Genomic DNA, 25,318 nt, shown 5'->3' with positions numbered 1-25,318 from the left:
TTCAGGCGCCGGGCTTCAGAAATCCTTGATCAGCGAGACGCGCGCATGGCGCCCCGGCTGGCTGTAGGCGTCGGCAATCGCCGTGGTGGCCAGCAGGCCGCGCACATCGGACCAGCGCCAGTACTTCCTGTCGGTCAGGTTGTAGATGCCGGCGTTCAGGCGCAGGTCGGGACGGATGCGCCATTGCGCGCTCAGGTCCAGCACCGTGGCCGAGGGGCTGAGCCAGGCCGTGCTGCCGTTGGACACGTCGCCGGCCTTCTTGCCGCTCCAGTGCGAGACGTTGAACTGCACGCCCACGACAGAGCGCTCATAGCGCACGCCCAGCACCAGTTGCTGGGGCGAGATGGTGTCCAGCGGCTTGTCGGACTGCGTGTCCTTGCCGTCGGTGTAGCCGTAGGCCAGGCGCGTCTGCCAGTCGCCGCCGGCCCAGCGGCCCCAGTCGTAGTCGGCCTTGAGTTCGAAGCCGCTGATGCGGGCGCGGCCCACGTTGATGGACTGGTAGATGGCGGGGTTGGCCGCGTTGCCGGGCTGGCCCGCAACCAGTTGCTGGTCGACGATGAAGTCCTTGTAGCGTCCCGTGAACACGGCGGCGTCCAGGCGCAGCCTGTCCATGCGCCCGCGCAGGCCCAGCTCGAAGGTCTGGCTCTTTTCGGGCCGCAGGTCGGGATTCGGAATGTTGCGGTAGAACGCCACCGGGTTCTCGAAGAAGGCGTTGATCTGCCCGGCGTTGGGCGCCCGGAAACCTGCCGCATAGTTGCCATAGACGGACCAGACCGGGCTGGCCTGCAGCATCACGCCCAGCTTGGGCGAGAGCGCGGAGTCCGAGTTGCTGACCACGGTGGGCACAAAGCCGTTCTGCCGGGGCTTGATGCTGTAGTGCTCGGCGCGCAGGCCCGGGGTCACGCTCCAGGGGCCGTTGTGCAGTTCGGCCTGGGCGAACAGGGCGGTGGCGCTTTCGGTGGTGTCGGGGAAGCGCTTGAGCGGGAAGCTCTCGCCCACGGGCGGCGTGATGCCGTTTTGCACGTTGACCACCTTGTTGCGGAGGTAGTCCAGCCCGTACGTGAACTTGCCGCTGGCCGAGGAACTCCAGCGCAGCAGGCGGCTGGCCTGGGCGTGCAGCTGGATCGCGTCCTCGTCATAGGTCACGTCGCGCTCGCGGTACGGCAGACCGATGCGCGTCTCGGTGACGAATTCGCGCGCGTCGGACTTCTGGTAGCTGGCCATCAGCTGCAGTTCGTCGGCCAGCGCCGTGCCCAGCTGCTGCCACTGGCCCTGCCAGCTGGCCCGCCAGCGCTTCATGTCGGTGCGCGAGTCGGAATTGGCCACGGTGGCCGAGCGCGCGGACAGCAGGGCATAGTCGGCGCGCTTGTCCACGTTCTCGAAGGTGAAGACATGCTTTTGCACGGCGCTGGGCGTGAAGACCAGGCGGCCCATCAGCGATTCGCTGCGGTCTTTCTCGGGATTGGGCGTGGTGCGCGCCGCGCCCGTCACGTTGTTCGTGCCCATGTTCTCCAGCGCACGGGAGCGGCCCAGGCCCGCCGACAGCAGCCAGGCCCATTCGGGGCTGGCTCGGCCCGCCACGGTGGCGCCCAGCTTGCGGCCGTTGTCCGAGCCGTCATAGCCGGCAGCCACGCGGCCGGCGATGCGCTTGTCCCTGCCCAGCAGATCATCCGGCTGCACGGTCACGAAGTTGACCAGGCCGCCCATGCCGTCCGATCCATACAGCGCGGGCGTGGAGCCGCGCAGGATTTCCACGCGCTGCACCAGGCCCAGGTCCAGGTAGTCGCGGCCGAAGCTGTTGGCGCTGAAGCTGTAGCTGCGCGGCAGGCGCACGCCATCGACCAGCATGAGCACGCGGTTGCCATCCAGGCCACGGATGTTGAAGCCGCTGTTCTGGTCACGCCCGGCCGACGAGGTCGCCAGCGAGAAGCGCGCCGGGGCGCGCGGCACATCGACATTGGGCAGCAGGTTGACCATCTCGCGGATGTCGCTGGCCTGCTCGCGCTCCATGCGGCCGGCGTCGATCACGTCGATGCTCATGGGCAGGGTGTCAGGGTCCTGCACCTCGCGCGAGGCGCTGATCACCATCTCCTTGAGGGCCGGGGCACGGGTCCGTGCCCCGGGTGCGGCCTGCGCCAGCAATTGCGTGTCGGCATCTCCGGCGTTTGCGGCATTTGCCGCGTCTGCGGCGGCCTGCCCCGGCTCCTGGGCCAGGGCAGCGGAGGCGCACAGCAGCGCGCAGGCGGCGGCCAGGGGATGGCGCGCCCGCCGGGCGCATGATTGCATTGCGAAGTCGTAAGCCATTGCGAAGGCCTCTCTCTCTCTGATCAACATGGATGTGCGAGAGCTGGCTTCTGGTTGCAGCGGCTGGCGGTTGGCCCGCCAGCCGTTGGCGCGTCATGTGCTGGCTGGATGAAGAAAAATTATATGCGAATAGTTCTCATTCATTGATTTGATCTGGCGCACAGGCCCTGGAGCAATCCCTGCTGGCACACCGGGCTGCTGGACAGCCATCTGTGTGCCACCTGCGCCGGCAAGGCACGCGCCTGACAGCGCCGGAATGAAAAAAGGCCCGGATGCCGAGGCATCCGGGCCCTTTCTCACGCCTGTTCAGCTCAGTGGCGGATCAGGTGGTCGAAGGCCGACAGCGCCGCCGTGGAGCCGGCACCGGCAGCGATGATGATCTGCTTGTACGGCACGTTGGTGCAGTCGCCTGCGGCGAACACGCCGGGCACGCTGGTGTGGCCCTTGGCATCGATCACGATCTCGCCGAAGCGGGTCAGCTCCACCGTGCCCTTGAGCCAGTCGGTGTTGGGCAGCAGGCCGATCTGCACGAAGATGCCTTCCAGCGCCACGGTCTTGACCTCTTCCGTCGTGCGGTCCTTGTAGGTCAGGCCGGTGACCTTCTTGCCGTCGCCGTTGACCTCGGTGGTCTGGGCGTTGAGGATGACGGTCACATTGGGCAGGCTCTTGAGCTTCTTTTGCAGCACGGCATCGGCCTTGAGCTCGCTGGCGAACTCCAGCAGCGTCACGCTGCGCACGATGCCGGCCAGGTCGATGGCCGCTTCCACGCCCGAGTTGCCGCCGCCGATGACGGCCACATTCTTGCCCTTGAACAGCGGTCCGTCGCAGTGCGGGCAGTAGGTCACGCCCTTGGTGCGGTACTTGTCCTCGCCGGGCACGTTCATGTTGCGCCAGCGCGCGCCGGTCGAGAGGATGACGGTCTTGGCCTTGAGGCTGGCGCCCGAGGCGGTCTGCACCTCGATCAGCCCGCCTTCCGTGGCAGCCGGAATCAGTTTGGAGGCCGTCTGCAGGTTCATGATGTCCACCTCGTAGTCGCGCACATGGCGCTCCATGGCGGCGGCCAGCTGAGGGCCTTCGGTCTTGGAGACCGAGATGAAGTTCTCGATGTCCACGGTGTCCAGCACCTGGCCGCCGAAGCGCTCGGCGGCAATGCCGGTGCGGATGCCCTTGCGTGCCGCATAGATGGCAGCGGCCGCGCCGGCGGGGCCGCCACCGACGATCAGCACGTCGAAGGCGTCCTTGGCGGAAATCCTGGCCGCTTCACGCGAAGCGGCGCCGGTGTCGACCTTGGCGACGATCTCGGCCAGCTCCATGCGGCCCTGGCCGAAGCGCTCGCCATTGACGAAGACCGTGGGCACGCCCATGACTTCGCGCTGCTCAACTTCCTTCTGGAACAGCCCGCCGTCGATGGCGGTGTGGCTGATCTTGGGATTGAGCACGGACATCAGGTTCAGCGCCTGCACCACGTCCGGGCAGTTGTGGCAGGACAGCGAGTAGTAGGTCTCGAAGTGCAGCGGCACGTCGATGTTGCGCACCTGCTCCAGCAACTCGGCCGATTCCTTGGACGGATGGCCGCCGACCTGCAGCAGGGCCAGCACCAGCGAGGTGAATTCATGGCCCAGGGGGACGCCTGCGAAACGCACGCCGCTGTCCACGCCGGGATTGGTGATCAGGAAGGAGGGCTTGCGCACCTGGGCATCGTTGTGCTCGACAACGGTGATCTTGTCGCTCAGCTCGCGGATTTCCAGCAGCAGCTCCTTCAGCTCGCGCGCACCCTGGCTGTCATCCAGCGAAGCCACCAGCTCCACCGGACGCTGCAGGCGCTCCAGGTAGGCCTGCAATTGGGCTTTCAGGTTGTTGTCAAGCATGTCGGACTCCTCTGGAAATACGAAATTCTGGGAAAAAAAAGCCCGGGCGCCAGGCACCCGGGCGTCTTCAACAGTTCAACTGTGAACAGGAAGCGGTGTACCGCTTAGATCTTGCCGACCAGGTCGAGCGAGGGAGCCAGGGTCTTGTCGCCTTCTTCCCACTTGGCGGGGCAGACTTCACCGGGGTGGTTGCGGACATACTGGGCAGCCTTGACCTTGCGCAGCAGGTCGACGGCGTTGCGGCCGATGCCTTCGGCGGTGATTTCCACGGCCTGGATCACGCCATCGGGGTCGACGATGAAGGTGCCGCGGTCAGCCAGGCCCTGGCCGGGACGCAGGACTTCGAAGTTGTTGCTGATTTCCCAGGTGGGATCGCCCAGCATCGTGTACTTGATCTTGCGGATGGTGTCCGACGCGTCGTGCCATGCCTTGTGCACGAAGTGGGTGTCGGTGGACACGGAGAAGACTTCCACGCCCAGCTTTTGCAGTTCGTCGTAATGGTCGGCCACGTCGCCCAGTTCGGTGGGGCACACGAAGGTGAAGTCAGCGGGGTAGAAGAAGAACACGGCCCACTTGCCCAGGACGTCCTTTTCGGTCACTTCGATGAACTTGCCATTCTTGAAGGCCTGCGTCTTGAAGGGCTTGATTTGGGTGTTGATCACGGACATTGCTGTTTCCTTTGTGGTTGGTGAGTGAACACAGGACGAAGTCTAGGCCCAGGCCATCGATTGATCCAATGAATTGATTGAATTCATCCGATTGCCAAAAACTATGTGAACATCCTTGTCTCCAGGCCTGCGGGCTTGACCAGCCCGCCACCGGCCTGAAGAGGCTATTTTGGGCCGAAATATGACAAGGCAATGCAGCAACCCCGCAGCCGCGTCAGCATGCCGGCCCGCAAACGAGAACGCGCCTCATAAGCAGCCAATGCGTGATAACAGGGGTTTGCTTGATCTGACGCAGAAACCCTAGACAATCCACCCCTATAGCGGCCGGCGATCGGCGCGGTCCCCCACGTACAACAAAGGAGTTCCCCATGCAAGGCGACGCACAAGTCATCACCTGGCTGCAAGCCCAGCTCAAGAACGAGCTGACGGCCATCAACCAGTACTTCCTGCACTACCGCATGTACAAGCACTGGGGCTTCGACAAGCTGGCCAAGAAGGAATACAAGGAGTCCATCGGCGAGATGAAGCACGCCGACTGGCTCATGGACCGCATCTTCGTGCTCGACGGCCTGCCCAACCTGCAGGACCTGGGCAAGCTGCAAGTCGGCGAGGACGTGCCCGAAGCCCTGGCTTGCGACCTGAGCAGCGAGAAAACCGCGCAGCAGACCATCAAGGACGGCATCGCCCACTGCGAAAGCGTGCGCGACTACGTCTCGCGCGACCTGCTGCAAAAGATCCTGGACGATACCGAGGAGCACATCGACTACCTCGAAACCCAGCTGGACCTGATCGACAAGGTCGGCATCCAGAACTATCTGCAGTCGCAGATGGACGAAGAGTCCTGAGCACCGGACTCAGGGGTGGCGGCACAGGCTGCGCCCCGCACGCGAAACGACGGGCCTGTGTGCCCGTTTTTTCATCTCATGGCCCAGCTATCGGTCACTCGTCGGCGTATCGCAGCGGAAACAGAAGCAGAAAGGTCGTGCCGGTCTGCGCGGCCGACTGCACCTCGATCGTGGCGTCCAGCAATTCCGCCAGCCGCTTGACGATGGACAGGCCTATCCCCTCGCCTGCGCCGCTGCGGTAGCGGGCCGCCGCGACGCCGGGCCGTGGCTCGCCCCCGGCGCGGACCTCTGCGGAGGCCGCCGACGTCAGATGGCCCGAAGGGTCCAGGTCCGTGGCGTGCTTGAGGGCAGCAACCAGGGGCGCCGCCGGCTCCATGCCGGGACCCGTATCTCCGATGGAGAGCATCCAGCGGCGCTGGTCCTCCCCATCACCAAGGGCCCATTTCACCGTGACGCCGCCCTCCTGGGTGTACTTGAGCGCGTTGAGCACCAGGTTCTGCGCGATGCGGCGCAGTTTCAAGGCATCCCCCTCCACCGGCATCGTCCCCGGCCCCTGCAGGTGCAGGTACAGGCCGCGATCGTTGGCCAGGGCCTGCAGTCCCTCGCACAGATGGGTGATCACCTGGGCTGCGTCAAAGGAGGTCAGCTGGCGATGCTCGCGCCCGGCATGCAGCTTGGCCAGCTCCGTCACGTCATCCAGCAGATGTCGCAGCGACTGGACGTTGCGGTCCAGCATGCGCAGGAGTTTCTCGCGCGACTGCGCCGGCGCATGCTGCATGCCCAGGCCATGCGTCACATTGGCCACCACGCCGACGTTGCTGCGCAGGTCATGCGCAACCTGCTCCCACAATTGCGAGCGCTGCAGGTCCAGCGCGCTCAGGTCATGCAGCGCCGCTTCCAGGTCCCGGACATGGCCCTCGGCCTCCTGCTGCTGCAGGCGGAAATACTGGGTGCTGCTGTCCTGAACGTCGCGGGTATAGGTGGCGGCCCAGGCCTTGCGCGCAACGGGCATGGCGACGTGCGCATCAGGGCGCCCCTGGGCATAGTCCTCCAGCTGCGCCACCATGACTTCGTTGAGCAGCCCCAGCTCGCGCACGACTTCATGCAGGTCATAGCCCTGCTGCCAGCGGTGCAGGCCGTGGGCGGCGGCCTGCTCGCCATCGCCCGGCGGCTCGGCGGTGTCTGCCGGTGCACCGCCCAGGGTCCGCAGTTGCTGCTCGAACGCGGCCAGCACGGCCGGGATGTGATCGTTCAGCTGGGTTCGGGGAAGCGCCTCACCAGCGGTCAGCGCCGGGTCCCGCCTGACGGCCTTGCGCCATGTCTGCAAGAGTCCTTCGCGCTGCGCCTCTAGGGCGTCTGCCAGTATGCAGAGTTCATTTCCTTGGCTTGTCATGGATCGGCATCCGGGCGGTCTGTGGATAGGGAAAAAATGCGCTGCGCCGATGATGGTAAGGCCAAAAACCCGGCCGATCAGGCACGGGCTGGCGTGCCTACAGGCCGGTGGGAAAGTGCACGCCCGCGCGCTGGGCCGCCTGCACGATGTGGGTGGCCATGGCCTGCTGGGCCAGCTCGGGATGGCCGCGGGACAGGGCATCGATGATGGCCGCATGCTCCTCGGTGGTCGCATGCCGTGCGCCCCGCTTGTAGAACGGCAGGCGCTGGCTTTCCTGCATGACCTCGCCGCTGCCGCGCAGCACGTCGGCGATGGCATGGTTGCCCGAGATGGTGGTGATCTGCAGGTGGAACTCGAAATCCAGTCGCGTGGCCTGCACGAAATCGGCCAGCTCTATGCTCTGCTGCATGGCCTGCAGATTGGCCTGCAGGGCCTGCACATCCTCAGGCTGCACCACCAGGGCCGCAAGGCGCGCCACAAAGCCCTCCAGCGCGTAGCGCAGCTGATAGACATCGGTGAGCGCATGCGAGTCGGCAAAGCGCCAGGCGTCTGCGGCCGCAGCCTCGGGCGCCTCGGTCACGTACATGCCCTTGCCAGGCCGGGCCACGACCAGGCCCAGCCCCTGCAGCGTGGACAGCGCCTCGCGCAGCGAGGTGCGGCTGATGCCCAACTGCTCCGACAGGTCGCGCTGCGAAGGCAGGAGCGAGCCCACCGGATACACGCCGCCCTCGATCCACTCGCGGATCACGCGGGCGGCATTGCCGGCAACGGCGGTGCTGGCAGGGTTGCCGGCGGGTGTGCTGATGGCGGTGCTGGGTTCCATGCGTTGGCGGATCTCTGGCCCGGGGGCGGTGCGCCGATCTTAGCGACTGCGCGCCTCGCCCGCCGGTTCACGCGCCCTGTCCGGCGCTACTTGTTGACCAGTTTGGCGGGCACGGTATAGGTCAGGAAGGCCCCGAACAGCAGCACGCCGGCCAGCACGAACATGGCCGCATTGGTGCTCTGCGTCGCATCCTTGATGAGGCCGATCATGTAGGGGCTGATGAAGCCGGCCAGGTTGGCGAAGGAGTTGATCAGCGCAATGCCGGCCGCAGCGCCTGCGCTGGACAGGATGGCCGTGGGCAGGCTCCAGAACAGTGGCGAGGTTGCCAGGCTGCCGCCCGCGGCCAGCGCCAGGGCGGCCAGCGACAGGTAGACGTTGCCGCTGAAGATGGCCGACAGCATCAGGCCCGCCGCGCCCACGCAGAACGGAACGATCAGGTGCCAGCGGCGCTCGCGCATGCGGTCCGAGCTGCGGCTGACCAGGTTCATGGACACCACGGCCACCGAAAACGGCACGGCCGTCAGCAGGCCGATCTGGAAGGCACCCTCCACGCCCGACTGGCGGATCAGGCTGGGCAGCCAGAACGTGAGCCCGTACTGGCCCATGACGGTGCAAAAGCAGATCATGGCCATCTTGATGATGCGCGGGTCGGAAAACAGTGCGCGCAGCGTGACGTGGCTGTCGCTCTTGCTGGCGTTCTCGCGTGCGATGTTGCGCTCCAGCAGGGTCTTTTCCGCCTCGGTCAGCCAGCGCGCTGCGCGGATGCTGTTGTCCAGGTACCAGAGCACGGCCAGGCCCAGGATCAGCGAGGGAATGGCCTCGATCAGGAACAGCCATTGCCAGCCGCGCAGCCCCGCCACGCCCTGCATCAGGTCCATGATGCCGCCCGACAGCGGTCCGCCCAGGATGCCCGAGACCGGGATCGCGCACATGAACAGCGCCACCATGCGGGCGCGCCGGTACGAGGGAAACCAGTAGGTCATGTACAGGATCATGCCGGGGTAGAAACCGGCCTCGGCCGCGCCCAGCAGGAAGCGCAGCACGTAGAACTGCGTGGGCGTGGTCACGAACATCATGGCCGCCGAGATCAGGCTCCACATGATCATGATCCGCGAGATGGTGGCCTTGGCTCCTATGCGGTGCATCAGCATGTTGCTGGGCACCTCGAAGAAGAAATAGCCGATGAAGAACAGCCCCGCGCCCAGGCCGTACATGGCCTCGCTGAACTGCAGGTCGGCCAGCATGTGCAGCTTGGCAAAGCCCACGTTCACCCGGTCCAGATAGGCCGCCACGTAGCAGGCCATGATGAAGGGAAGCAGGCGCCAGGCCACCTTGCGGTAGACGGCTGCCTCGGCCGGCGTTTCGCTGGACAGCGCCGGGGCCGCGCCGGCGGCCTCGGCGGATGCGGGAAGTGATGACATCAGGAAGTCCTTGGTTGAAGGGTTGCGATCAACTGGTATGACCGGTCTGACAATACGGAGCGAATGTTGCCTTTCCCGCCGGCCAATGCAAACTCGCATTTACCCGAACCACCGCAAATGATGCGCATGACATCGGCTGGCGTCACTCAGATTTGACAAAATCCCCAGGCAACAGCAAACTGGTAATACCAGTATGAAAACAAGAGGCAGTACTTCGTGAATACCTTGTCAGAGACCCGCCCCGCCCGCCTTCGCCTGCGCGTCCAACCGCTGACCGCCGAAGCCTTTGCCGAGTTTGGCGAGGTCATCGACAGTGCAGGCCACACGCCGCTGCTGATCAATGACGGCATGACCGAGCGCTACCATGCCCTGGCCCGCGTGGACACGGGCGGCAGCGAGGGCCATGCGCTGATCAACCTGTTCCACGCCCGCCCCTATGCGCTGCCCCTGCAGCTGACGAGCATGGAGCGCCATCCCCTGGGCAGCCAGGCCTTCATGCCGCTGGACGCCCAGCCCTTCATCGTGGTGGTTGCGCCCCTGGGAGAGCAGGTGGCGCCCGGCGACCTGCGCGCCTTCATCACCAACGGACGCCAGGGCGTGAACTACCGCCGCGGCGTCTGGCACCACTCGCTGATTGCCCTGAACGCGCCCGCGCGCTTCATCGTGGTGGACCGGGGAGGCCCTGGCGACAACTGCGACGTGGTGCCCATCGGCGATGCCGAAGGCGTTGTGCTGGAGCTGGACAGCGCGCAGGACTGAATGGCCCTGCCCCAATGAACAAAGCCGCCCGAGGGCGGCTTTGTTCATTGGGCGACGGCGGCTCAGGCAGGCACCAGGAAGTCGCGGCTGATGCCCTGACCCAGGTCGTGCACGCGATCCAGGAACTGCGTGAGATAGGCGTGCAGGCCCGTGGCCAGGATTTCGTCGATGCGCGCATAGCGCAGGTCAGCCAGCAGGCGGCCCGCCTTGCGCTGGGTCTCGCGCGACTGGTCGTTGGCCACGCTTTCCAGGTTGGCCACCACTTCCAGCATGCTGGCCAGCAGCGAGCGCGGCATGTCGCTGCGCAGCATCAGCAGCTCGGCCACGCGCTCGGGCGTGATCACGTCGCGGTAGACCTTGCGGTAGACCTCGAAGGCCGAGACGCTGCGCAGCAGCGCGCTCCAGTGGTAGAAGTCGAAGGGCGTGGCCCCTTTGCCCGACGCTCCGTTGCGCGCGCTGCCATGGTAGTCGCGCTCGATGGCGTGGAATTTCACGTCCAGCAGGCGCGCCGTGTTGTCGGCGCGCTCGATGAAGGTGCCCAGGCGCAGGAAGTGGAAGGCCTCGTCCTGCAGCATGGTGCCCAGTGTCACGCCGCGCGACAGGTGCGAGCGGTGCTTGACCCATTCGAAGAACTGGCCCGGATCGCGCTCCCAGTCCCCCTCGGCCAGCAGGCGCTTGAGTTCCAGCCAAGTCTGGTTCTGGGTCTCCCAGGCCTCGGTGGTCAGCGCCCCGCGCACGGCACGCGCATTCTCCCGCGCAGCGCGCAGGCAGGAGGCGATGGACGAGGAGTTGCTCTCGTCGCGCACCATGAAGTGCAGCACGGCCTCTCGCTGCACCTCGCCGTGGCGGGAGGCATAGGCGGGGATCAGCTCGCTGATGGACAGCACGCCCTGCCAGGCCTTGCGCGCCGCCTGAGGCGCCTGGGGCAGCATGGAAGTGTCATAGGAGACGTTGAGCATGCGGGCAGTGTTCTCCGCACGCTCCGTGTAGCGGGACATCCAGTACAGATGATCGGCAGTACGGCTGAGCATTCAATGTCCTCCCTCGTTTGACTCACCGGCCCCGAGCACCCAGGTGTCCTTGGTGCCGCCGCCCTGTGATGAATTGACCACCAGCGAGCCTTCCTTGAGCGCCACGCGCGTGAGGCCGCCGGCCACCATGCGTACCTGATTGCCGCTGAGCACGAAGGGACGCAGGTCGATATGCCTTGGCGCGATGCCCTGCTCCACCAGGGTGGGGCAGGTGGACAGCGCCAGCGTGGGCTGCGCGATGTAGCCGCCGGGATTGGCGATGAGCGCGCGGCGGAAATCCTCTATCTCGCCGCGCGAGGCGGCAGGCCCGATCAGCATGCCGTAGCCACCGGCGCCATGGACTTCCTTGACCACCAGCTCATCCAGGTGGTCGAGCACGTAGCGCAGGTCGTCGGGCTTGCGGCACAGCCAGGTCGGCACGTTCTGCAGAATGGGTTCCTCGCCCAGGTAGAAGCGGATCATCTCCGGCACATAGGGATAGACCGATTTGTCGTCGGCCACCCCCGTGCCCGCCGCATTGCAGATGCTGACGTTGCCCGCGCGGTAGGCGCGCATGAGGCCGGGGCAGCCCAGCGTGGAGGTGGGACGGAAGACTTCGGGGTCCAGAAAATCATCGTCCACGCGCCGGTAGATCACGTCCACGCGCTGCAGGCCGCGCGTGGTGCGCATGTAGACCACGTCCTTGTCCACCACCAGGTCCTGGCCCTCGACCAGCTCCACGCCCATCTGCTGGGCCAGGAAGGCGTGCTCGAAGTAGGCGCTGTTGTACATGCCGGGCGTGAGCACCACCACCGTGGGCTCGGGCGTGCCGGCCGGAGCGCTGGCGCGCAGCGTCTCCAGCAGCATGTCGGGATAGTGGGCCACGGGCTCCACGGGATGACGGGAGAACAGGTCGGGGAACAGCCGCATCATCATGCGGCGGTTCTCCAGCATGTAAGACACGCCCGAAGGCACGCGCAGGTTGTCCTCCAGCACGTAGTACACGCCCTCGCCCTGGGCATTGGCGGCACGCACGATGTCGATGCCGGCGATGTGGGCGTAGATGCCGCCCTGCACGGCAAGGCCCCGCATCTCGGGGCGGTACTGGCTGTTGTTCAGCACCAGCTCGCGCGGCAGCAGGCCCGCGCGCAGGATTTCCTGGTCGTGGTAGACGTCGTGCAGAAAGCGGTTGAGCGCCGTCACGCGCTGCACCAGGCCTGCCTGCATGCGCTCCCATTCATGGGACGGGATGACGCGCGGAATCAGGTCGAAGGGAATGAGGCGCTCGGTGCCGGCGCCACTTTCATCCTTGTCGCCGTAGACGGCGAACGTGATGCCTACGCGCCGGAAGATGATCTCGGCCTCGGCGCTGCGCGCTCGCAGCGTCTGTTCGGACTGGCGCGCAAGCCATTGCGCATAGTCCTTGTAGTGCAGGCGCACATCGCTGCCGTCGAACGGCGTCATCGTGTACATCTCGTCAAATGGATGCATTCGTCACCTCCTGTCGCTGCATGTGTACGAGGTAAAGCAAGCTGCGGGCCAGCCCTCGTATCGCACCAGTGTAGCGATAGGTAACCTCAATCCGGACAAGCGGTATCCAGCATATGCCGGCTGCGCGGCCATCGGCGCCCGTCCTATCCGCCCTGCCTCTGCGTGATGTGCCTGACGTGCGTGACATGCATGTCCCAGTAACGGCGCGCCCGCTCCCGCTCGCAGACCAGCTGTGCGGGATCGGCAGAGCGCCAATGCGCTGCGCCGCAGCGGGCCGACTGCACCACGCTGGAGCCGTTGGCCTCATAGCGCCGCACCACCTCGGGGACCGGGTGTCCATAACGGCTGCGGTATCCCGCCTGAACCATGGCCCAGCGCGGTGCCAGGGCCTGCACCAGAGCAGTGCTCGATGAGGTGCGGCTGCCGTGGTGCGGCACCAGCAGCCACTGCACGGGCGTGAGGGCGCCGGCCTGCGCCAGCGCCCTTTCCTGTGCAGCCTCGATATCGCCGGCCAGCAAGGCCTGCACCCCGGATGCCGAACGCAGCAGCAGCACGCAGCTGCCCGCATTGGCGTGGGCCAGGGCCTGCGCGGCCGGCAGCGGTTCGCCCGCGGGTGGATGCAGCACCTGCATCTGCACGCCATCCCACTCCCACTGCTGGCCGGCCTCGCAGCGGCGCACGGCGCCCAGGCCGGCCAGAGCGGGGTCCAGGATCACGGAGTCCGATCCCCAGACCTCGGCCTGCGGCTGCGCGGCATGCACGGCCAAGGCACCGCCCGTATGGTCGCCGTCGCGGTGGCTGAGCCACAGCGCATCCAGGCGCAGCCCCAGGGCCTGCAGCAGCGGCACCAGCACCCGTTCGCCGGCATTGCTATCCATGCCGTACTGCGGACCCGTGTCATACAGCAGGGCGTGCCGGGCCGTGCGCAGCAGCACGGCATTGCCCTGGCCTATGTCCACGGCCATCAAATCGAACTCGCCATGTGCCGGTGCGGCCGGCGGCCACCACAAGGCCGGCAGGCACATGGCCAGGCCCCAGCAACGCCATCCGGCCGGCACCGGAGCCACCAGCGCCAGGCCTGCACCCAGCGCAGCCAGCCCCGCCCACAGCGGCGGCTGCGGCAGCTGCAACACGGCCCAGCCCCACCGGTCCAGCCACTGCAGCAGTTCCAGCAGCGGCGCCAGCGCCAGCGCCGCGCCCGTCCAGAACGGGGGCCACAAGGCCCCCAGCAAGGCCAGTGGCGTGACCACGAAAGTCACCCAGGGAATCGCGGCCAGATTGGCCAGCAGCCCCGACAGCGACAGCTGGCCAAACAGCATCAGCCCCAGCGGCGCCAGCGCCAGAGTGATGCGCCACTGCTCACCCCACAACGCCAGGGCACGGGCGGGCAGCGACGGCCGCACCGCGCCCTGCATGCGTGCATCGGTCGCCAGCAGCACGCCCACGGCGACAAAACTCAGCCAGAAGCCCGCCTGCCACAGGGCCCAGGGATCGAGCACGACAACCACGGCCAGCGCCAGGCACCACACTGCGGGCCAGGGCCAGCGCAGCCCTGTGACGCGCAACGCGGCCACCGTTGCCAGCATGCACACCGTGCGCTGCGCCGGCAGACCCCAGCCGCTGAACAGGGCATAGCCGCCCGCCAGCAGCACGCCAGCCAGCAGGGCCGCCTGCGGCGCCGGGCACCACAGGCAGGCCCGGGCACTGCAACGCCACAGTCGCCCCACGACCAGCGCAGCCAGCCATGCGAACAGGGTGATATGCAGTCCGGAAATACTCATCAAATGGGCCACGCCGGTATGGCGGAACAGCGTCCAATCGTCACGCGCAATGGCCTGCTGATCGCCCATGGCCAGGGCGGCCACCACGCCCAGCATGCGCGGCGACTGCGCGGGGTCCATGCCTACGCGCTGCATGGCTTGCGCGAGTGCGGCTGCCCGGTTCACGATGGCCTCGCGCATCTGCTGGCGCCAGCGCTGCAGGGCGTAGGCGCCGGTGTCGGCCAGCAGGCTCGCCGCTGGCTGTTCGCGCACATAGCCCGTGGCCTGCACGCCCTGCTCCCACTGCCACAGCTCATAGTCGAAACCGTGGGGATTGCGCGCGCCATGCGGGCGCTTGAGCCGCACGGTCAGGTCCCAGCGCTGGCCCGGGCGCAGGACGGGCAGCGACGCTGCGGCGCCCTTGGACGCCCGGCCCCGGGCTGCGAACCAGGACAGCTCGATCAACCCGGGAAACGGCGCCAGGGCCTCTTCGCTGCCCGCGATCTGCGCCTGCTCCACGGCCATGCGCCAGCGCACGCCCTGGGCCATGTTCTGGGACAGCGATGCCACGACGCCGACGATGCGCAGGTCACGCCCTTCCAGCTGCGGCGACAGCGCGTGGCCCGCAAAGTCCTGGGCACGCCAGCCTGTCAGGCCGGCCACCAGCGAGGCTGCGCAAGCGGCGACCCACAGGCCGCTGACCGCGCCGCGGCGGCCGCCGGCCCGGGCCCGCCGGACCTGTCCTGACAGATACAGCAAGGCCAGGCCCATCATCAGCAGATACATCCACAGCGGCCACAGCTGCGGCTGCGTGACCTGCCAGGCGGCACCGACCACGCAGCCGAGCAGCCACGGCGTCCACGAAGACGATGAAGGAGTGGGTGCAGGGGCCACAGCGCGCATCCAGGCATGCTAGAAGCAGGTGCCTCGAAGCCACCGTGCTCCGACTCAGATTCGGACAAGAATCAGACTGGCGCATGCCCAGCCCCTGACATGCCAAGGTGCACGGGGGCTGTGTCACACTGTCCGCCACCCCGGCACTGGCGCCGGATTTTTCTTGTCTCGAAGGAATCAACGATGAGCGTTTACGAACAACTGAAGGCCCTGAACATCGAACTGCCGTCGCCTGCCATCCCGGCGGCAGCCTACGTGCCCTATGTGCAGACGGGCAATCTGGTGTTCCTGAGCGGACATATCGCACGCAAGGACGGCAAGGTCTGGGCAGGCCAGCTGGGCCGTGATCTGCAGACTGCCGACGGCCAGCAGGCCGCGCGCGCCATCGCCATCGACCTGATGGGCACGCTCCAGCACGCCGCCGGCGGCGACCTGGGCCGCGTGCGCCGCATCGTCAAGCTGATGTGCCTGGTCAACTCCACGGGCGACTACACCGAGCAGCACCTGGTAGCCAATGGCTGCAGCGAGCTGCTGGGCCAGGTCTTCGGCGATGCCGGCACGCATGCGCGCAGCGCCTTCGGCGTGGCCCAGATCCCGCTGGGCTCCTGCGTGGAAATCGAGCTGATCGCCGAACTGGCCTGATCGGCATGCCGCCGCACGGCGCCGCCGTGCTCGCAGGCGGCTAGAAACTCTCCCATTGGCCATCCTCGGCTGCCGGTGCGGCGGGCCGGGGCGCCGAGGCCAGCTTGGGCGCCGCCTCCCTTGCTGCGGCAGGCCGCGCGGCAACCGGCCCGACAGCCGCAGGCGCCACGGCTGCTGCCGGCCGCCTTGGCGCTGCGGCCGCGCTGTGCGCAGTGCGCACCGCCGGCGCAGCCTGCCTTGCGAGCGTCGTCGGCGAGGGCGCCAGGTGCGCCACCTTGAACACCGCCACCGTCCGCGACAGCTGCTCGGCCTGCTCACGCAGGCTTTGCGCCGCGGCCGCGCTTTGCTCGACCAGGGCCGCGTTCTGCTGCGTCATCTGGTCCAGCTGTCCCACGGCCTGATTGACCTGGGCCACGCCCGCGCTTTGCTCCGAAGAGGCCGCCGTGATCTCGCCGATGGTGTCGGCCACGCGCTGCACGGACTGCACGATGCCCTCCATGGTGGTGCCGGCATCGCCCACCAGGCGGGCGCCGTCCTCCACCCGTTCCACCGAAGCGCCGATGAGCTGGCGTATCTCCTTGGCAGCCGCCGCGCTGCGCTGGGCCAGCGTGCGCACCTCGCTGGCCACCACGGCAAAGCCCCGGCCCTGCTCGCCGGCGCGGGCCGCCTCCACGGCGGCGTTCAGCGCCAGGATATTGGTCTGGAAGGCAATGGAGTCGATGACGCCGACGATGTCGGCAATCTGCCGGCTGCTGTCGTTGATGCCTTTCATGGTCTCGACCACCCGGGCCACGACCTCACCGCCGCGCTGGGCCACCTGTGACGCGCCCGCCGCCAGGCTGCTGGCCTGCTGCGCACTGCTGGCGCTTTGCTGCAGCGTGCTGGTGAACTGCTCCATGGCGGCCGCGGTCTCCTGCAGGTTGCTGGAGGTCTGCTCGGTGCGCACGGACAGGTCGTGGTTGCCGGTGGCAATCTCGGCACTGGCGATGGCAATGCTGTCCGTGCTCTGGCGCACCTGCTGCACCATGCCCGACAGCGATTCGCTCATGGCCTGCAGCGAGCGCAGCAGGTCGCCGAATTCGTCAGCGCGCTGTGTCTGTCCCTGCGCCGCTGCGCTCAGGTCGCCTGCGGCAATGCGTTCGGCCAGTTCCCTGGCCTGGGCCAGGGGACGGCGGATGCTGGCAATCAGGAAATGGGCGCCGATGACGATGCACAGCAGCAGCACGCCCACGGCCGCAGCGGCAAAACCCACGGTGAGCCTGCGCGAGGCTGCCGTCTCTTCCTGGCTGCTGCGCACCACCTGCTCCTGCATCTGCACGAAGTCGCGCAGCGTCTGCAGATAGGCATCCACGGCAGGGTTGTAGGACTGCTTGACCAGGGCCAACGCCTGCTCCTGCCGGCCATCGGCCTTGAGCTGGCGTGCCTTGGCACGCAGTTCGATCATGGTCTTGCGGGCTGCCGCAATCCTGGCCATCTGCGCCTTGTCTGCGTCGGACAGGGGCATGGCTTCCAGTGATTTCTGCACCTCGGTGATCCGCGCCGAGGTGGCGCTGATCACGTCCTTGAACTCGGCCTCGACGGCAGCATCACTGCTGACCACCAGGGCCTGGGTGCGGGCCGCATTGGTTTCGGTCAGCCCCATCCAGCGCACGGCGGCCTGGACCCGCGCCTGCATCTCCTGGGTGACGGCCTCGGACCGGGCCTGGACCTGGGCCGAGCGATAACCCGACAAGCCGACCACGCCCACCAGCGCCACCACGATGGCGGCCACGGCAAGCCACAGCTTGTGTGCCATACGAAGTCGCAGCATATCCAGTCTCCCTCATGTTGGAAGACTCCATGTTGAGGCCTGCAGCAGGGCCCGGAGGCCGGAAAAACCCAGAGAAAACCCCTGATCCGCCCCTTTCGCGGAAGGCATTGCAGGGGCAGATGCGCTCTTTACTCCACGCGCGTCACGCTTTGCGGCTTGAAGCCCAGGTCGGCCGACTTGCCCTTGCGGCCGCGCGTGCCACGGGCATTGTTGAGACTGCGGATCTCCAGCGTCTCGCTGCGCTCCTTGCCGCCGCGGCCCAGGCCATCGATGCGGATGCTGCGCGTGTAGGCGGCAGCGCCCGCCAGGGTGTCCTTGTCCTCCAGGTCGAGCAGCATCAGCCCGCGACCGCCCTTGGCCATGTGCTTGAGGCTGGCGATCTCGAAGGTGAGGATGCGGCCGCCAGTGGAGGCGCAGATCACATGCGTGGCCGGCAGCAGCAGGCCCGCGCCCTGCTCGCCTTCCTGCGGCTCGGCACGTGCGCCCATGGGCACGCCGTAGGCCGTGGATGGGGCGCACAGCGTCTCGCCATCGGCCAGCGTCACGAAGGCCTTGCCCGCCTTCTGGCGCGAGACCATGTCGCCCACCATGGCCACGAAGCCGTAGCCGCCCGACCCCGACAACAGCAGCGCCGTTCCTTCGGCTCCCGCGAAGTAGTACAGGATCTGGGTGCCGGCCTCCAGCTCGATGAGCGTGGTCACGGGCTGGCCATCGCCGCGCCCGCCGGGCAGCTGCGACACCGGCACCGAATAGACCCGGCCATTGCTGCCGAAGGCCAGCAGCTGGTCCACCGTGCGGCACTCGAAGGTGCCGTGCAGGCTGTCGCCGGCCTTGAAGCTGAGCGTGCCCGCATCGACGCCATGGCCCTGGCGCGTGCGCACCCAGCCCTTGTCCGAGATGATGACCGTCACGGGCTCATCGACCACCTTGACTTCGGCGACCACCTTCTTTTCTTCCTGGATCAGCGTGCGGCGCGCATCGGCGAACTGCTTGGCGTCGGCCTCGATCTCCTTGCAGATCAGGCGGCGCATGACGCTCTCGCTGCCCAGGATGTCTTCGAGCTTGCCCTGCTCGACGCGCAGTTCCTTGAGTTCCTGCTCGATCTTGATGGCCTCCAGCCGCGCCAGCTGGCGCAGGCGGATTTCCAGAATGTCGTCGGCCTGGCGCTCGGACAGCGCAAAGGCATCGATCAGCGCCTGCCTGGGCTCGTCGCTGGCCCGGATGATGGCGATGACCTTGTCGATGTTCAGCAGCACGGCCTGACGGCCTTCGAGGATGTGGATGCGGTCCAGCACCTTGGCCAGCCGGTGCTGGCTGCGCCGCGTGACCGTGGTCTGGCGGAAGGCGATCCATTCCTCGAGCATCAGGCGCAGGCTTTTCTGCACCGGCCGGCCATCGAGGCCGATCATGGTCAGGTTGATGGAGCTGGACGACTCCAGGCTGGTGTGCGCCAGCAGCGCCGTGACCAGCTCCTGCTGCGGCACCTTGCCGGTCTTGGGCTCGAAGACCAGGCGCACGGGCGCATCCTTGCTGGACTCGTCGCGCACGCCGTCGAGCACGGCTAGCATGCTGGCCTTGAGCTGGGTCTGTTCCTGGCTCAGCGTCTTCTTGCCGGTCTTGACCTTGGGATTGGTGATGTCCTCGATCTCTTCGAGCACCTTCTGCGCCGAGACGCCGGGCGGCAGCTCGGTCACCACCATCTGCCACTGGCCGCGCGCCAGCTCCTCGATCTTCCAGCGCGCGCGCAGCTTGAGGCTGCCGCGCCCCGTGCGGTAGGCATCCTGGATGTCGGAGGCGCTGCTGATGATCTGCCCGCCGCCCGGATAGTCGGGGCCGGGGATGATCTGGAACAGTTCCTCGTCGCTGAGCTGCGGCCGCTTGATCAGGGCCACGCAGGCGTCGGCCACCTCGCGCAGGTTGTGGCTGGGGATTTCCGTGGCCAGGCCCACGGCAATGCCGCTGGCGCCGTTGAGCAGGGCGAACGGCAGGCGCGCGGGCAGCTGCTGCGGCTCCTGCGTGCTGCCGTCGTAGTTGGGCACGAAGTCCACCGTGCCCATGTCGATCTCGTCGAGCAGCAGGCCCGTGATCTTGGACAGGCGCGCCTCGGTGTAGCGCATGGCCGCTGCGCCGTCACCGTCGCGGCTGCCGAAATTGCCCTGGCCATCGACCAGCGGATAGCGCTGGTTGAAGTCCTGGGCCATGCGCACCAGCGCGTCGTAGGCCGACTGGTCGCCGTGCGGGTGAAAGCGACCCAGCACATCGCCGACCACGCGCGCGCTTTTGACGGGCTTGGCCGCCGTGTTGTGGTTGGGGCCGCTGTAGCTCAGGCCCATGCGGTCCATGGCGTACAGAATGCGCCGCTGCACGGGCTTGAGGCCGTCGGTGACATCGGGCAGTGCCCGGCCCTTGACGACAGACAGTGCGTATTCAAGGTAGGCGCGCTGTGCGTACTGGCCCAGGTCCAGGGCATCGCCGGCCGCCTGTTGGGCCAGATCCAGAGTGTTTTGATCGCTCATGAAGAAATTCGTGATCTCAATAAATGCAGTGAAGGCCGCTCATCGCGGCGATGGCAGCCCTGTGGACAAGGTCATCCGTATCCGGGGCGCTGTGCCAGGCTGTGCCGCCACCGCAGGCGCTGCCTGGCCCGCACGCTGGCGCCCGCCCTGCAGCTGCTCGTAGATACCGAGCACGGCCTTCACGTAATTGCGGGTTTCCTGATAGGGAGGAATGGCCTGCCCCGCACGCCGCACAGCACCCTCGCCCGCGTTGTAGGCGGCCAGCACCAGGTCCAGCCGCCCGGGGAACAGCCCCATCAGATGGTTGAGGTAGCGCGCGCCGGCCGGCACGTTGACGGCCGGGTCGGCCAGTTGCTGCTGCACGCTGCGCTGGCGGCTGGCCTCCACGCCGAAGCGCTGGGCCGTGGCGGGCATCAGCTGCATCAGGCCGACTGCGCCCTTGGGCGAGATGGCCTGCGCGTCAAAGCCCGACTCGACGGCAATCACGGCCTTGAGCAGGTCGTAGTCCACCCCCGTGTGGTCCGCCGCCTTGCGCAGGTGGCCGCGCACGCTCTTGTAGCGCGGCGAGATGTCGAAGAAGCTTTGCATCCGCGTGCTCGCCTGCAGCCTACGCCCGGCATCGCTGCCGCCGTCATCGTCGGCAGCGGCCTCGGCTTCCACCAGCGGGGGCTTGAGTCCCTGCTCGGTGCTGTCATACAGCGAGCCGCGGAAGTAAAGCTTGTAGCGCTCGTCCAGCGCCTGCGCAGCGAAGTGCGTGATGCCGCGCTCGTCCACGAAGGCCCAGAGATCGGCATGCGCGGGCTGCGCCACCCCCCACAGCGCCAGGGCCGCGCCCAGCGCTGCAAGCGCGCGCGCGGCAGCGGCGCGCGCAGGGTGCGGGCGGTGCGGAAGGTGCTGTGGGGCAGCCGGGCGCAGGGGCATGGGGATCAGATATCCACTTCGATGGCGTCGCCGTGCAACTCCATCAGCTCGCGGCGCGCCGCAGCCTCGCCCTTGCCCATCAGCTTGGTGACGACCTGCTCGGCCGCCGCAAAGTCCAAATTCATGAACTGCACGGGCAGCAGGCGGCGCGTGTCGGGGTTGAGCGTGGTTTCCCACAGCTGCTCGGCATTCATCTCGCCCAGGCCCTTGAAGCGGCTGATCTGGCATTTCTCGCGCGGCACGCCATCCTTGGCGGACTTGTCGAGGATGGCGGTCAGCTCGCCCTCGTCCAGCGCGTACATCTTGGCTGCTGGCTTCTTGCCGCGCGCAGGCACATCGACGCGGAACAGCGGCGGAAGCGCCACATGGATGTGGCCGGCCTCGATGAGCTTGGGGAAGTGGCGGAAGAACAGCGTGAGCAGCAGCACCTGGATGTGCGAGCCGTCCACGTCGGCATCCGAAAGAATGCAGATCTTGCCGTAGCGCAGGCCGGACAGGTCGGGCGTGTCATGGGGGCCATGCGGGTCCACGCCGATGGCCACCGAGATGTCGTGGATCTCGTTGTTGGCGAACAGGCGGTCACGGTCGACTTCCCAGGTGTTGAGCACCTTGCCGCGCAGGGGCAGCACGGCCTGGGTTTCCTTGTCGCGTCCCATCTTGGCGCTGCCGCCGGCCGAGTCGCCCTCGACCAGGAAGACCTCGTTCAGGCTCAAGTCGCGGCTTTCGCAATCGGTGAGCTTGCCGGGCAGCACGGCCACGCCCGAGCCCTTGCGCTTTTCGACCTTCTGGCCCGCCTTCTGGCGGGTCTGGGCAGCCTTGATGGCGATCTCGGCCAGCTTGCGGCCCCATTCCACATGCTCGTTGAGCCACAGCTCCAGCGCAGGGCGAACGTAGCCGCTGACCAGACGCACGGCATCGCGCGAGTTCAGGCGCTCCTTGATCTGGCCCTGGAACTGCGGGTCCAGCACCTTGGCGTTGAGCACATAGCTGGCGCGCGCGAAGACGTCGTCAGGCATGAGCTTGACGCCCTTGGGCAGCAGCGAATGCATCTCGATGAAGGCCTTGACCGCCTGGAACAGGCCGTCGCGCAGGCCGCTGTCGTGCGTGCCGCCGGCCGTGGTGGGGATCAGGTTGACATAGCTTTCGCGCAGCGGCGCGCCATCCTCGGTGAAGGCCACGCACCAGGCGGCGCCCTCGCCTTCGGCAAAGCTGTCGTGGTGGCGGTCGGCAAAGCCCTCGCCTTCGAACAGGGGGATGACGGCCTCGCCATGCAGGCTTTGTTGCAGATAGTCGCGCAGGCCGCCCTTGAACTGCCAGGTCTGGGTGTCGCGCGTCTTCTCGTTGACCAGGGTCACCGACACGCCGGGCATGAGCACGGCCTTGCTGCGCAGCAGATGCATCAGCTCGCCCATGGGCAGCTGGGAGGATTCGAAGTAGCGGGCATCGGGCCACACGCGCACGGTCGTGCCCTGTTTGCGCTCGCCCGCGGCCAGCGGCCGCGATTGCAGGGGCTCGACCACGTCGCCGCCCGAGAAGGCGATGGTGGCCACCTTGCCCTCGCGGTGGATGCAGGCCTCAAGGCGCGTGGCCAGCGCATTCGTGACCGAGACGCCCACGCCATGCAGGCCGCCCGAGAAGCTGTAGGCGCCGCCCTTGCCCTTGTCGAACTTGCCGCCCGCATGCAGCCGCGTGAAGACCAGCTCCACCACGGGCGCCTTTTCCTCGGGGTGCATGCCGAAGGGGATGCCCCGGCCGTCGTCCTCGACGCTGTAGGAGCCGTCGGAATGCAGGGTGAAGCGGATTTTCTTGCCGAAGCCGGCCAGCGCCTCGTCGGCCGCGTTGTCGATCACCTCCTGCAGCACATGCAGGGGGTTGTCGGTGCGCGTGTACATGCCAGGACGCTGCTTGACGGGCTCCAGGCCCTTGAGCACGCGTATCGAGCCTTCGGAGTATTCGCTGGCGGAAGTGGGAGATGGTTTGACTGCCATGGGGGCGGATTGTAGTGCGCAGCCCGGCTCAGTGCTGGATACATTCACAGTCATTGACATTGACTATCCCGAAAAGGCCAGTGCCGCCAAGGGCTACGAAGTGCCGCGCTGGCGCATGGGCGACCCACGCATCGCAGCGCAAAACCCGGAGTTTCGCTAAAGTTTGCCGCATGCACAAAAACAACCAACCCATGTCCATGGTGCAGATACTGCTGTGCGGGGGCGCAGTCGTGACGCTGTCCATGGGAATCCGGCACGGCTTCGGCCTGTGGCTGCAGCCCATCACCCAGGAGATGGGCTGGACGCGCGAGTCCTTCGCGCTGGCCATTGCCATCCAGAACCTGTCCTGGGGCGTGCTCGGCATCTTCGGCGGCATGCTGGCCGACCGCTTCGGCGCGTTCCGCGTGCTCCTGGTGGGCGCGCTGCTGTATGCGCTGGGCCTGGCCGGCATGGCCATGGCGCCCACGACAACCTGGTTCGCCCTGACGGCCGGCGTGGTGATAGGCGCAGCCCAGGCCGGCACCACCTATGCCGTGATCTACGGCGTGCTGGGCCGCCAGATTCCCGTGGCGCGGCGCAGCTGGGCCATGGGCGTGACGGCGGCGGCGGGCTCCTTCGGCCAGTTCTTCATGGTGCCCGTGGAAGGCAGCCTGATCTCGAACTTCGGCTGGTCCAACGCCCTGCTGCTGCTGTCGCTGTGCGCCCTGATGATCATTCCGCTGGCCTTCGGCCTGCGCGAGCCGGGCTTCACGGCCGGCAATACCCGGCCCGTGCGCGACCAGAGCGCAGCCCAGGCCGTGGCCGAGGCCCTGCGCACACCCAGCTTCGTGCTGCTGACGGCCGGCTACTTCGTCTGCGGCTTCCAGGTGATGTTCATCGGCGTGCACATGCCCAGCTACCTCAAGGACTACGGGCTGGCACCGCAGGTGGCCAGCGTGTCGCTGGCGCTGGTGGGGCTGTTCAACATCGTCGGCACCTATGTGGCCGGCAACCTGGGCCAGCGCCTGCCCAAGCGCTACCTGCTGTCCACCATCTACTTCACGCGCTCGGTGGTGATCGTGCTCTTCCTGCTCGCGCCGCTGACGCCCTGGTCGGTCTACATCTTCTCGGCCGCCATGGGACTGCTGTGGCTGTCCACCGTGCCGCTGACCAATGCCACCGTGGCCCAGATCTTCGGCGTGCAGCATCTGTCCATGTTGAGCGGCATGGTGTTCTTCAGCCACCAGGTCGGCAGCTTCCTGGGTGTCTGGCTGGGCGGCTATCTGTATGACCACACCGGCAGCTACCAGGTGGTCTGGTACCTGGCCATCGGCCTGGGCGTGGCCGCCGGCCTGCTGAACCTGCCGATACGCGAAGCCCCGGTGGCAAGGCCGCGTGCGGCGCAGGCGGCGGCCTGACATGACGACAGCCACCACGCCCCGCCCACAGCTGCTGCGCAGGCTGGCGCTGTGGGCCGCCGTGCTGCTGGTGCTGGGCCTGGTCTTCATGCTCTATCTGCAGCCCGAGTTCATGCTGGGCATGGCCGACCAGCTCTGGGCCTGCTTCTGAAATTGAAGCGCGGCAAAGGCCTGGCGGCACAATGGCGGCCGCTTTCAATTCATTTCCGAAATTTCACATGCACGCAGCCACGCCGCCTTCGCCCTGGATCCAACGCTGGTCGCATCTTCTGGCACCCGAGGCCACCGTGCTCGACGTGGCCTGCGGCCCTGGCCGCCACATGCGCTGGTTCCATGCACGCGGCCATGCAGTGACGGGCGTGGACCGCGATGCCCAGGCCCTGGCCGGCCTGCAGGGCGTGGGCGAGCTGCTGTGCGCCGACATTGAAAACGGCCCCTGGCCCCTGCCCGGCCGGCAGTTCGGTGCCGTGGTCGTGACCCACTATCTGTGGCGCCCGCTGTGGCCGGCGCTGCTGGGCAGCGTGGCCCCCGGCGGCGTGCTGCTGTACGAAACCTTTGCCCAGGGCAACGAGGCCTTCGGCAAGCCTTCCCGCCCCGATTTCCTGCTGGCGCCCGGCGAGCTGCTGCAGGCCTGCGCGGGCTGGCACATCGTGGCCTACGAGCACGGCCAGCTGGGCGAGCCCGATCGCGTGGTCCAGCGCATTGCGGCACTGCGCCCCGATGCAACAGGCCGGGAACCCGTGGCCATGCTGGCGCATCAGAAGGCGTCAGGCTCTGCAATCGCCTGAATCCCTACAGGCGACCGCCT

At 67.2% G+C, this 25,318-nt stretch carries 19 protein-coding genes; 6 read left to right on the top strand and 13 right to left on the bottom strand.

Annotation, left to right across the window (positions count from 1 at the left end; genetic code table 11):
• Positions 1 to 15: 15 nt before the first annotated feature.
• The 3 genes from ACF8ME_RS20900 to ahpC all read right to left on the bottom strand — a co-directional run bounded on the left by ACF8ME_RS20900 (position 16) and on the right by ahpC (position 4,840).
• Complete coding sequence (locus tag ACF8ME_RS20900) at positions 16 to 2,304, bottom strand: TonB-dependent hemoglobin/transferrin/lactoferrin family receptor (RefSeq protein ID WP_392418057.1); 2,289 nt, start codon at positions 2,302 to 2,304, stop codon at positions 16 to 18.
• 311 nt (positions 2,305 to 2,615) lie between these two features.
• A complete protein-coding gene (ahpF, locus tag ACF8ME_RS20895) occupies positions 2,616 to 4,172 on the bottom strand; it encodes an alkyl hydroperoxide reductase subunit F (RefSeq protein ID WP_016447609.1) in 1,557 nt (518 codons plus the stop codon).
• A 104-nt stretch (positions 4,173 to 4,276) separates the two neighbouring features.
• Positions 4,277 to 4,840, bottom strand: coding sequence for an alkyl hydroperoxide reductase subunit C (gene ahpC, locus ACF8ME_RS20890; protein ID WP_016447610.1), 564 nt, complete (start codon positions 4,838 to 4,840; stop codon positions 4,277 to 4,279).
• A 368-nt stretch (positions 4,841 to 5,208) separates the two neighbouring features.
• Here ahpC and bfr point away from each other — a divergent pair, with 368 nt between their 5' ends.
• Entirely contained in the window at positions 5,209 to 5,685 is a 477-nt protein-coding gene (gene bfr / locus ACF8ME_RS20885; protein ID WP_016447611.1) for a bacterioferritin, read from the top strand.
• Positions 5,686 to 5,779: 94 nt separating this feature from the next.
• On the opposite strand, the gene ACF8ME_RS20880 is transcribed toward bfr, so the two are convergent.
• The 3 genes from ACF8ME_RS20880 to ACF8ME_RS20870 all read right to left on the bottom strand — a co-directional run bounded on the left by ACF8ME_RS20880 (position 5,780) and on the right by ACF8ME_RS20870 (position 9,322).
• The gene (locus tag ACF8ME_RS20880; protein ID WP_016447612.1) at positions 5,780 to 7,078 is read right to left on the bottom strand and encodes a sensor histidine kinase; all 1,299 of its coding nucleotides are present in this window, start codon (positions 7,076 to 7,078) and stop codon (positions 5,780 to 5,782) included.
• Between the two features lie 97 nt (positions 7,079 to 7,175).
• The gene (locus ACF8ME_RS20875; RefSeq protein WP_392418055.1) at positions 7,176 to 7,901 is read right to left on the bottom strand and encodes a FadR/GntR family transcriptional regulator; all 726 of its coding nucleotides are present in this window, start codon (positions 7,899 to 7,901) and stop codon (positions 7,176 to 7,178) included.
• 86 nt (positions 7,902 to 7,987) lie between these two features.
• Positions 7,988 to 9,322: an MFS transporter gene (locus ACF8ME_RS20870; RefSeq protein WP_016447614.1), complete on the bottom strand. Its 1,335-nt coding sequence runs from the start codon at positions 9,320 to 9,322 to the stop codon at positions 7,988 to 7,990.
• Between the two features lie 216 nt (positions 9,323 to 9,538).
• Here ACF8ME_RS20870 and ACF8ME_RS20865 point away from each other — a divergent pair, with 216 nt between their 5' ends.
• Positions 9,539 to 10,081 (top strand): ureidoglycolate lyase, encoded by a 543-nt coding sequence (locus ACF8ME_RS20865; protein ID WP_046238231.1) that lies wholly within the window; start codon positions 9,539 to 9,541, stop codon positions 10,079 to 10,081.
• 62 nt (positions 10,082 to 10,143) lie between these two features.
• Here the strand turns inward: ACF8ME_RS20865 and ACF8ME_RS20860 are convergent, their stop codons facing one another.
• The 3 genes from ACF8ME_RS20860 to ACF8ME_RS20850 all read right to left on the bottom strand — a co-directional run bounded on the left by ACF8ME_RS20860 (position 10,144) and on the right by ACF8ME_RS20850 (position 15,245).
• Positions 10,144 to 11,112, bottom strand: a complete 969-nt coding sequence (locus ACF8ME_RS20860) for an alpha-E domain-containing protein (RefSeq protein WP_016447616.1) — start codon at positions 11,110 to 11,112, stop codon at positions 10,144 to 10,146.
• Positions 11,113 to 12,582 carry a circularly permuted type 2 ATP-grasp protein gene (locus ACF8ME_RS20855; RefSeq protein WP_016447617.1) on the bottom strand — a complete coding sequence of 490 codons (1,470 nt, stop codon included), beginning with the start codon at positions 12,580 to 12,582 and terminating at the stop codon, positions 11,113 to 11,115. It lies immediately after the preceding gene.
• 143 nt (positions 12,583 to 12,725) lie between these two features.
• A complete protein-coding gene (locus ACF8ME_RS20850) occupies positions 12,726 to 15,245 on the bottom strand; it encodes a DNA internalization-related competence protein ComEC/Rec2 (protein ID WP_392418053.1) in 2,520 nt (839 codons plus the stop codon).
• A 174-nt stretch (positions 15,246 to 15,419) separates the two neighbouring features.
• Here ACF8ME_RS20850 and ACF8ME_RS20845 point away from each other — a divergent pair, with 174 nt between their 5' ends.
• Positions 15,420 to 15,878, top strand: a complete 459-nt coding sequence (locus ACF8ME_RS20845) for a RidA family protein (protein ID WP_012206880.1) — start codon at positions 15,420 to 15,422, stop codon at positions 15,876 to 15,878.
• A 40-nt stretch (positions 15,879 to 15,918) separates the two neighbouring features.
• On the opposite strand, the gene ACF8ME_RS20840 is transcribed toward ACF8ME_RS20845, so the two are convergent.
• The 4 genes from ACF8ME_RS20840 to ACF8ME_RS20825 form a co-directional block, all read right to left on the bottom strand.
• Entirely contained in the window at positions 15,919 to 17,688 is a 1,770-nt protein-coding gene (locus ACF8ME_RS20840; RefSeq protein WP_392418051.1) for a methyl-accepting chemotaxis protein, read from the bottom strand.
• A 128-nt stretch (positions 17,689 to 17,816) separates the two neighbouring features.
• On the bottom strand, positions 17,817 to 20,204 hold the full coding sequence (parC, locus tag ACF8ME_RS20835; RefSeq protein ID WP_392418049.1) for a DNA topoisomerase IV subunit A: 2,388 nt from the start codon (positions 20,202 to 20,204) through the stop codon (positions 17,817 to 17,819).
• A gap of 39 nt (positions 20,205 to 20,243) precedes the next feature.
• On the bottom strand, positions 20,244 to 21,125 hold the full coding sequence (locus ACF8ME_RS20830; RefSeq protein ID WP_277848830.1) for a lytic transglycosylase domain-containing protein: 882 nt from the start codon (positions 21,123 to 21,125) through the stop codon (positions 20,244 to 20,246).
• Positions 21,126 to 21,130: 5 nt separating this feature from the next.
• A complete protein-coding gene (locus ACF8ME_RS20825) occupies positions 21,131 to 23,113 on the bottom strand; it encodes a DNA topoisomerase IV subunit B (RefSeq protein ID WP_310041136.1) in 1,983 nt (660 codons plus the stop codon).
• 170 nt (positions 23,114 to 23,283) lie between these two features.
• On the opposite strand from ACF8ME_RS20825, the gene ACF8ME_RS20820 reads away from it, so the two are divergent.
• The 3 genes from ACF8ME_RS20820 to ACF8ME_RS20810 all read left to right on the top strand — a co-directional run bounded on the left by ACF8ME_RS20820 (position 23,284) and on the right by ACF8ME_RS20810 (position 25,298).
• Complete coding sequence (locus ACF8ME_RS20820) at positions 23,284 to 24,510, top strand: MFS transporter (protein WP_392418047.1); 1,227 nt, start codon at positions 23,284 to 23,286, stop codon at positions 24,508 to 24,510.
• Between the two features lies 1 nt (position 24,511).
• Positions 24,512 to 24,661: a hypothetical protein gene (locus ACF8ME_RS20815; RefSeq protein ID WP_016447625.1), complete on the top strand. Its 150-nt coding sequence runs from the start codon at positions 24,512 to 24,514 to the stop codon at positions 24,659 to 24,661.
• Between the two features lie 67 nt (positions 24,662 to 24,728).
• Positions 24,729 to 25,298, top strand: a complete 570-nt coding sequence (locus ACF8ME_RS20810; protein ID WP_310041131.1) for a class I SAM-dependent methyltransferase — start codon at positions 24,729 to 24,731, stop codon at positions 25,296 to 25,298.
• The last annotated feature ends 20 nt before the right edge of the window (positions 25,299 to 25,318 follow it).

Source organism: Delftia sp. WSY_7 (assembly GCF_043104845.1).
GTDB classification, from domain to species: domain Bacteria; phylum Pseudomonadota; class Gammaproteobacteria; order Burkholderiales; family Burkholderiaceae_C; genus Comamonas; species Comamonas tsuruhatensis.
This window is presented reverse-complemented; position numbering and strand designations above follow the sequence as displayed.

Coding starts and splice junctions, on each gene's coding strand:
- ACF8ME_RS20900 (WP_392418057.1), bottom strand. CDS start 2,304: ATGGCTTACGACTTCGCAATGCAATCATGCGCCCGGCGGGCGCGCCAT.
- ahpF (WP_016447609.1), bottom strand. CDS start 4,172: ATGCTTGACAACAACCTGAAAGCCCAATTGCAGGCCTACCTGGAGCGC.
- ahpC (WP_016447610.1), bottom strand. CDS start 4,840: ATGTCCGTGATCAACACCCAAATCAAGCCCTTCAAGACGCAGGCCTTC.
- bfr (WP_016447611.1), top strand. CDS start 5,209: ATGCAAGGCGACGCACAAGTCATCACCTGGCTGCAAGCCCAGCTCAAG.
- ACF8ME_RS20880 (WP_016447612.1), bottom strand. CDS start 7,078: ATGACAAGCCAAGGAAATGAACTCTGCATACTGGCAGACGCCCTAGAG.
- ACF8ME_RS20875 (WP_392418055.1), bottom strand. CDS start 7,901: ATGGAACCCAGCACCGCCATCAGCACACCCGCCGGCAACCCTGCCAGC.
- ACF8ME_RS20870 (WP_016447614.1), bottom strand. CDS start 9,322: ATGTCATCACTTCCCGCATCCGCCGAGGCCGCCGGCGCGGCCCCGGCG.
- ACF8ME_RS20860 (WP_016447616.1), bottom strand. CDS start 11,112: ATGCTCAGCCGTACTGCCGATCATCTGTACTGGATGTCCCGCTACACG.
- ACF8ME_RS20855 (WP_016447617.1), bottom strand. CDS start 12,582: ATGCATCCATTTGACGAGATGTACACGATGACGCCGTTCGACGGCAGC.
- ACF8ME_RS20850 (WP_392418053.1), bottom strand. CDS start 15,245: ATGCGCGCTGTGGCCCCTGCACCCACTCCTTCATCGTCTTCGTGGACG.
- ACF8ME_RS20845 (WP_012206880.1), top strand. CDS start 15,420: ATGAGCGTTTACGAACAACTGAAGGCCCTGAACATCGAACTGCCGTCG.
- ACF8ME_RS20840 (WP_392418051.1), bottom strand. CDS start 17,688: ATGCTGCGACTTCGTATGGCACACAAGCTGTGGCTTGCCGTGGCCGCC.
- parC (WP_392418049.1), bottom strand. CDS start 20,204: ATGAGCGATCAAAACACTCTGGATCTGGCCCAACAGGCGGCCGGCGAT.
- ACF8ME_RS20830 (WP_277848830.1), bottom strand. CDS start 21,125: ATGCCCCTGCGCCCGGCTGCCCCACAGCACCTTCCGCACCGCCCGCAC.
- ACF8ME_RS20825 (WP_310041136.1), bottom strand. CDS start 23,113: ATGGCAGTCAAACCATCTCCCACTTCCGCCAGCGAATACTCCGAAGGC.
- ACF8ME_RS20820 (WP_392418047.1), top strand. CDS start 23,284: ATGCACAAAAACAACCAACCCATGTCCATGGTGCAGATACTGCTGTGC.
- ACF8ME_RS20815 (WP_016447625.1), top strand. CDS start 24,512: ATGACGACAGCCACCACGCCCCGCCCACAGCTGCTGCGCAGGCTGGCG.
- ACF8ME_RS20810 (WP_310041131.1), top strand. CDS start 24,729: ATGCACGCAGCCACGCCGCCTTCGCCCTGGATCCAACGCTGGTCGCAT.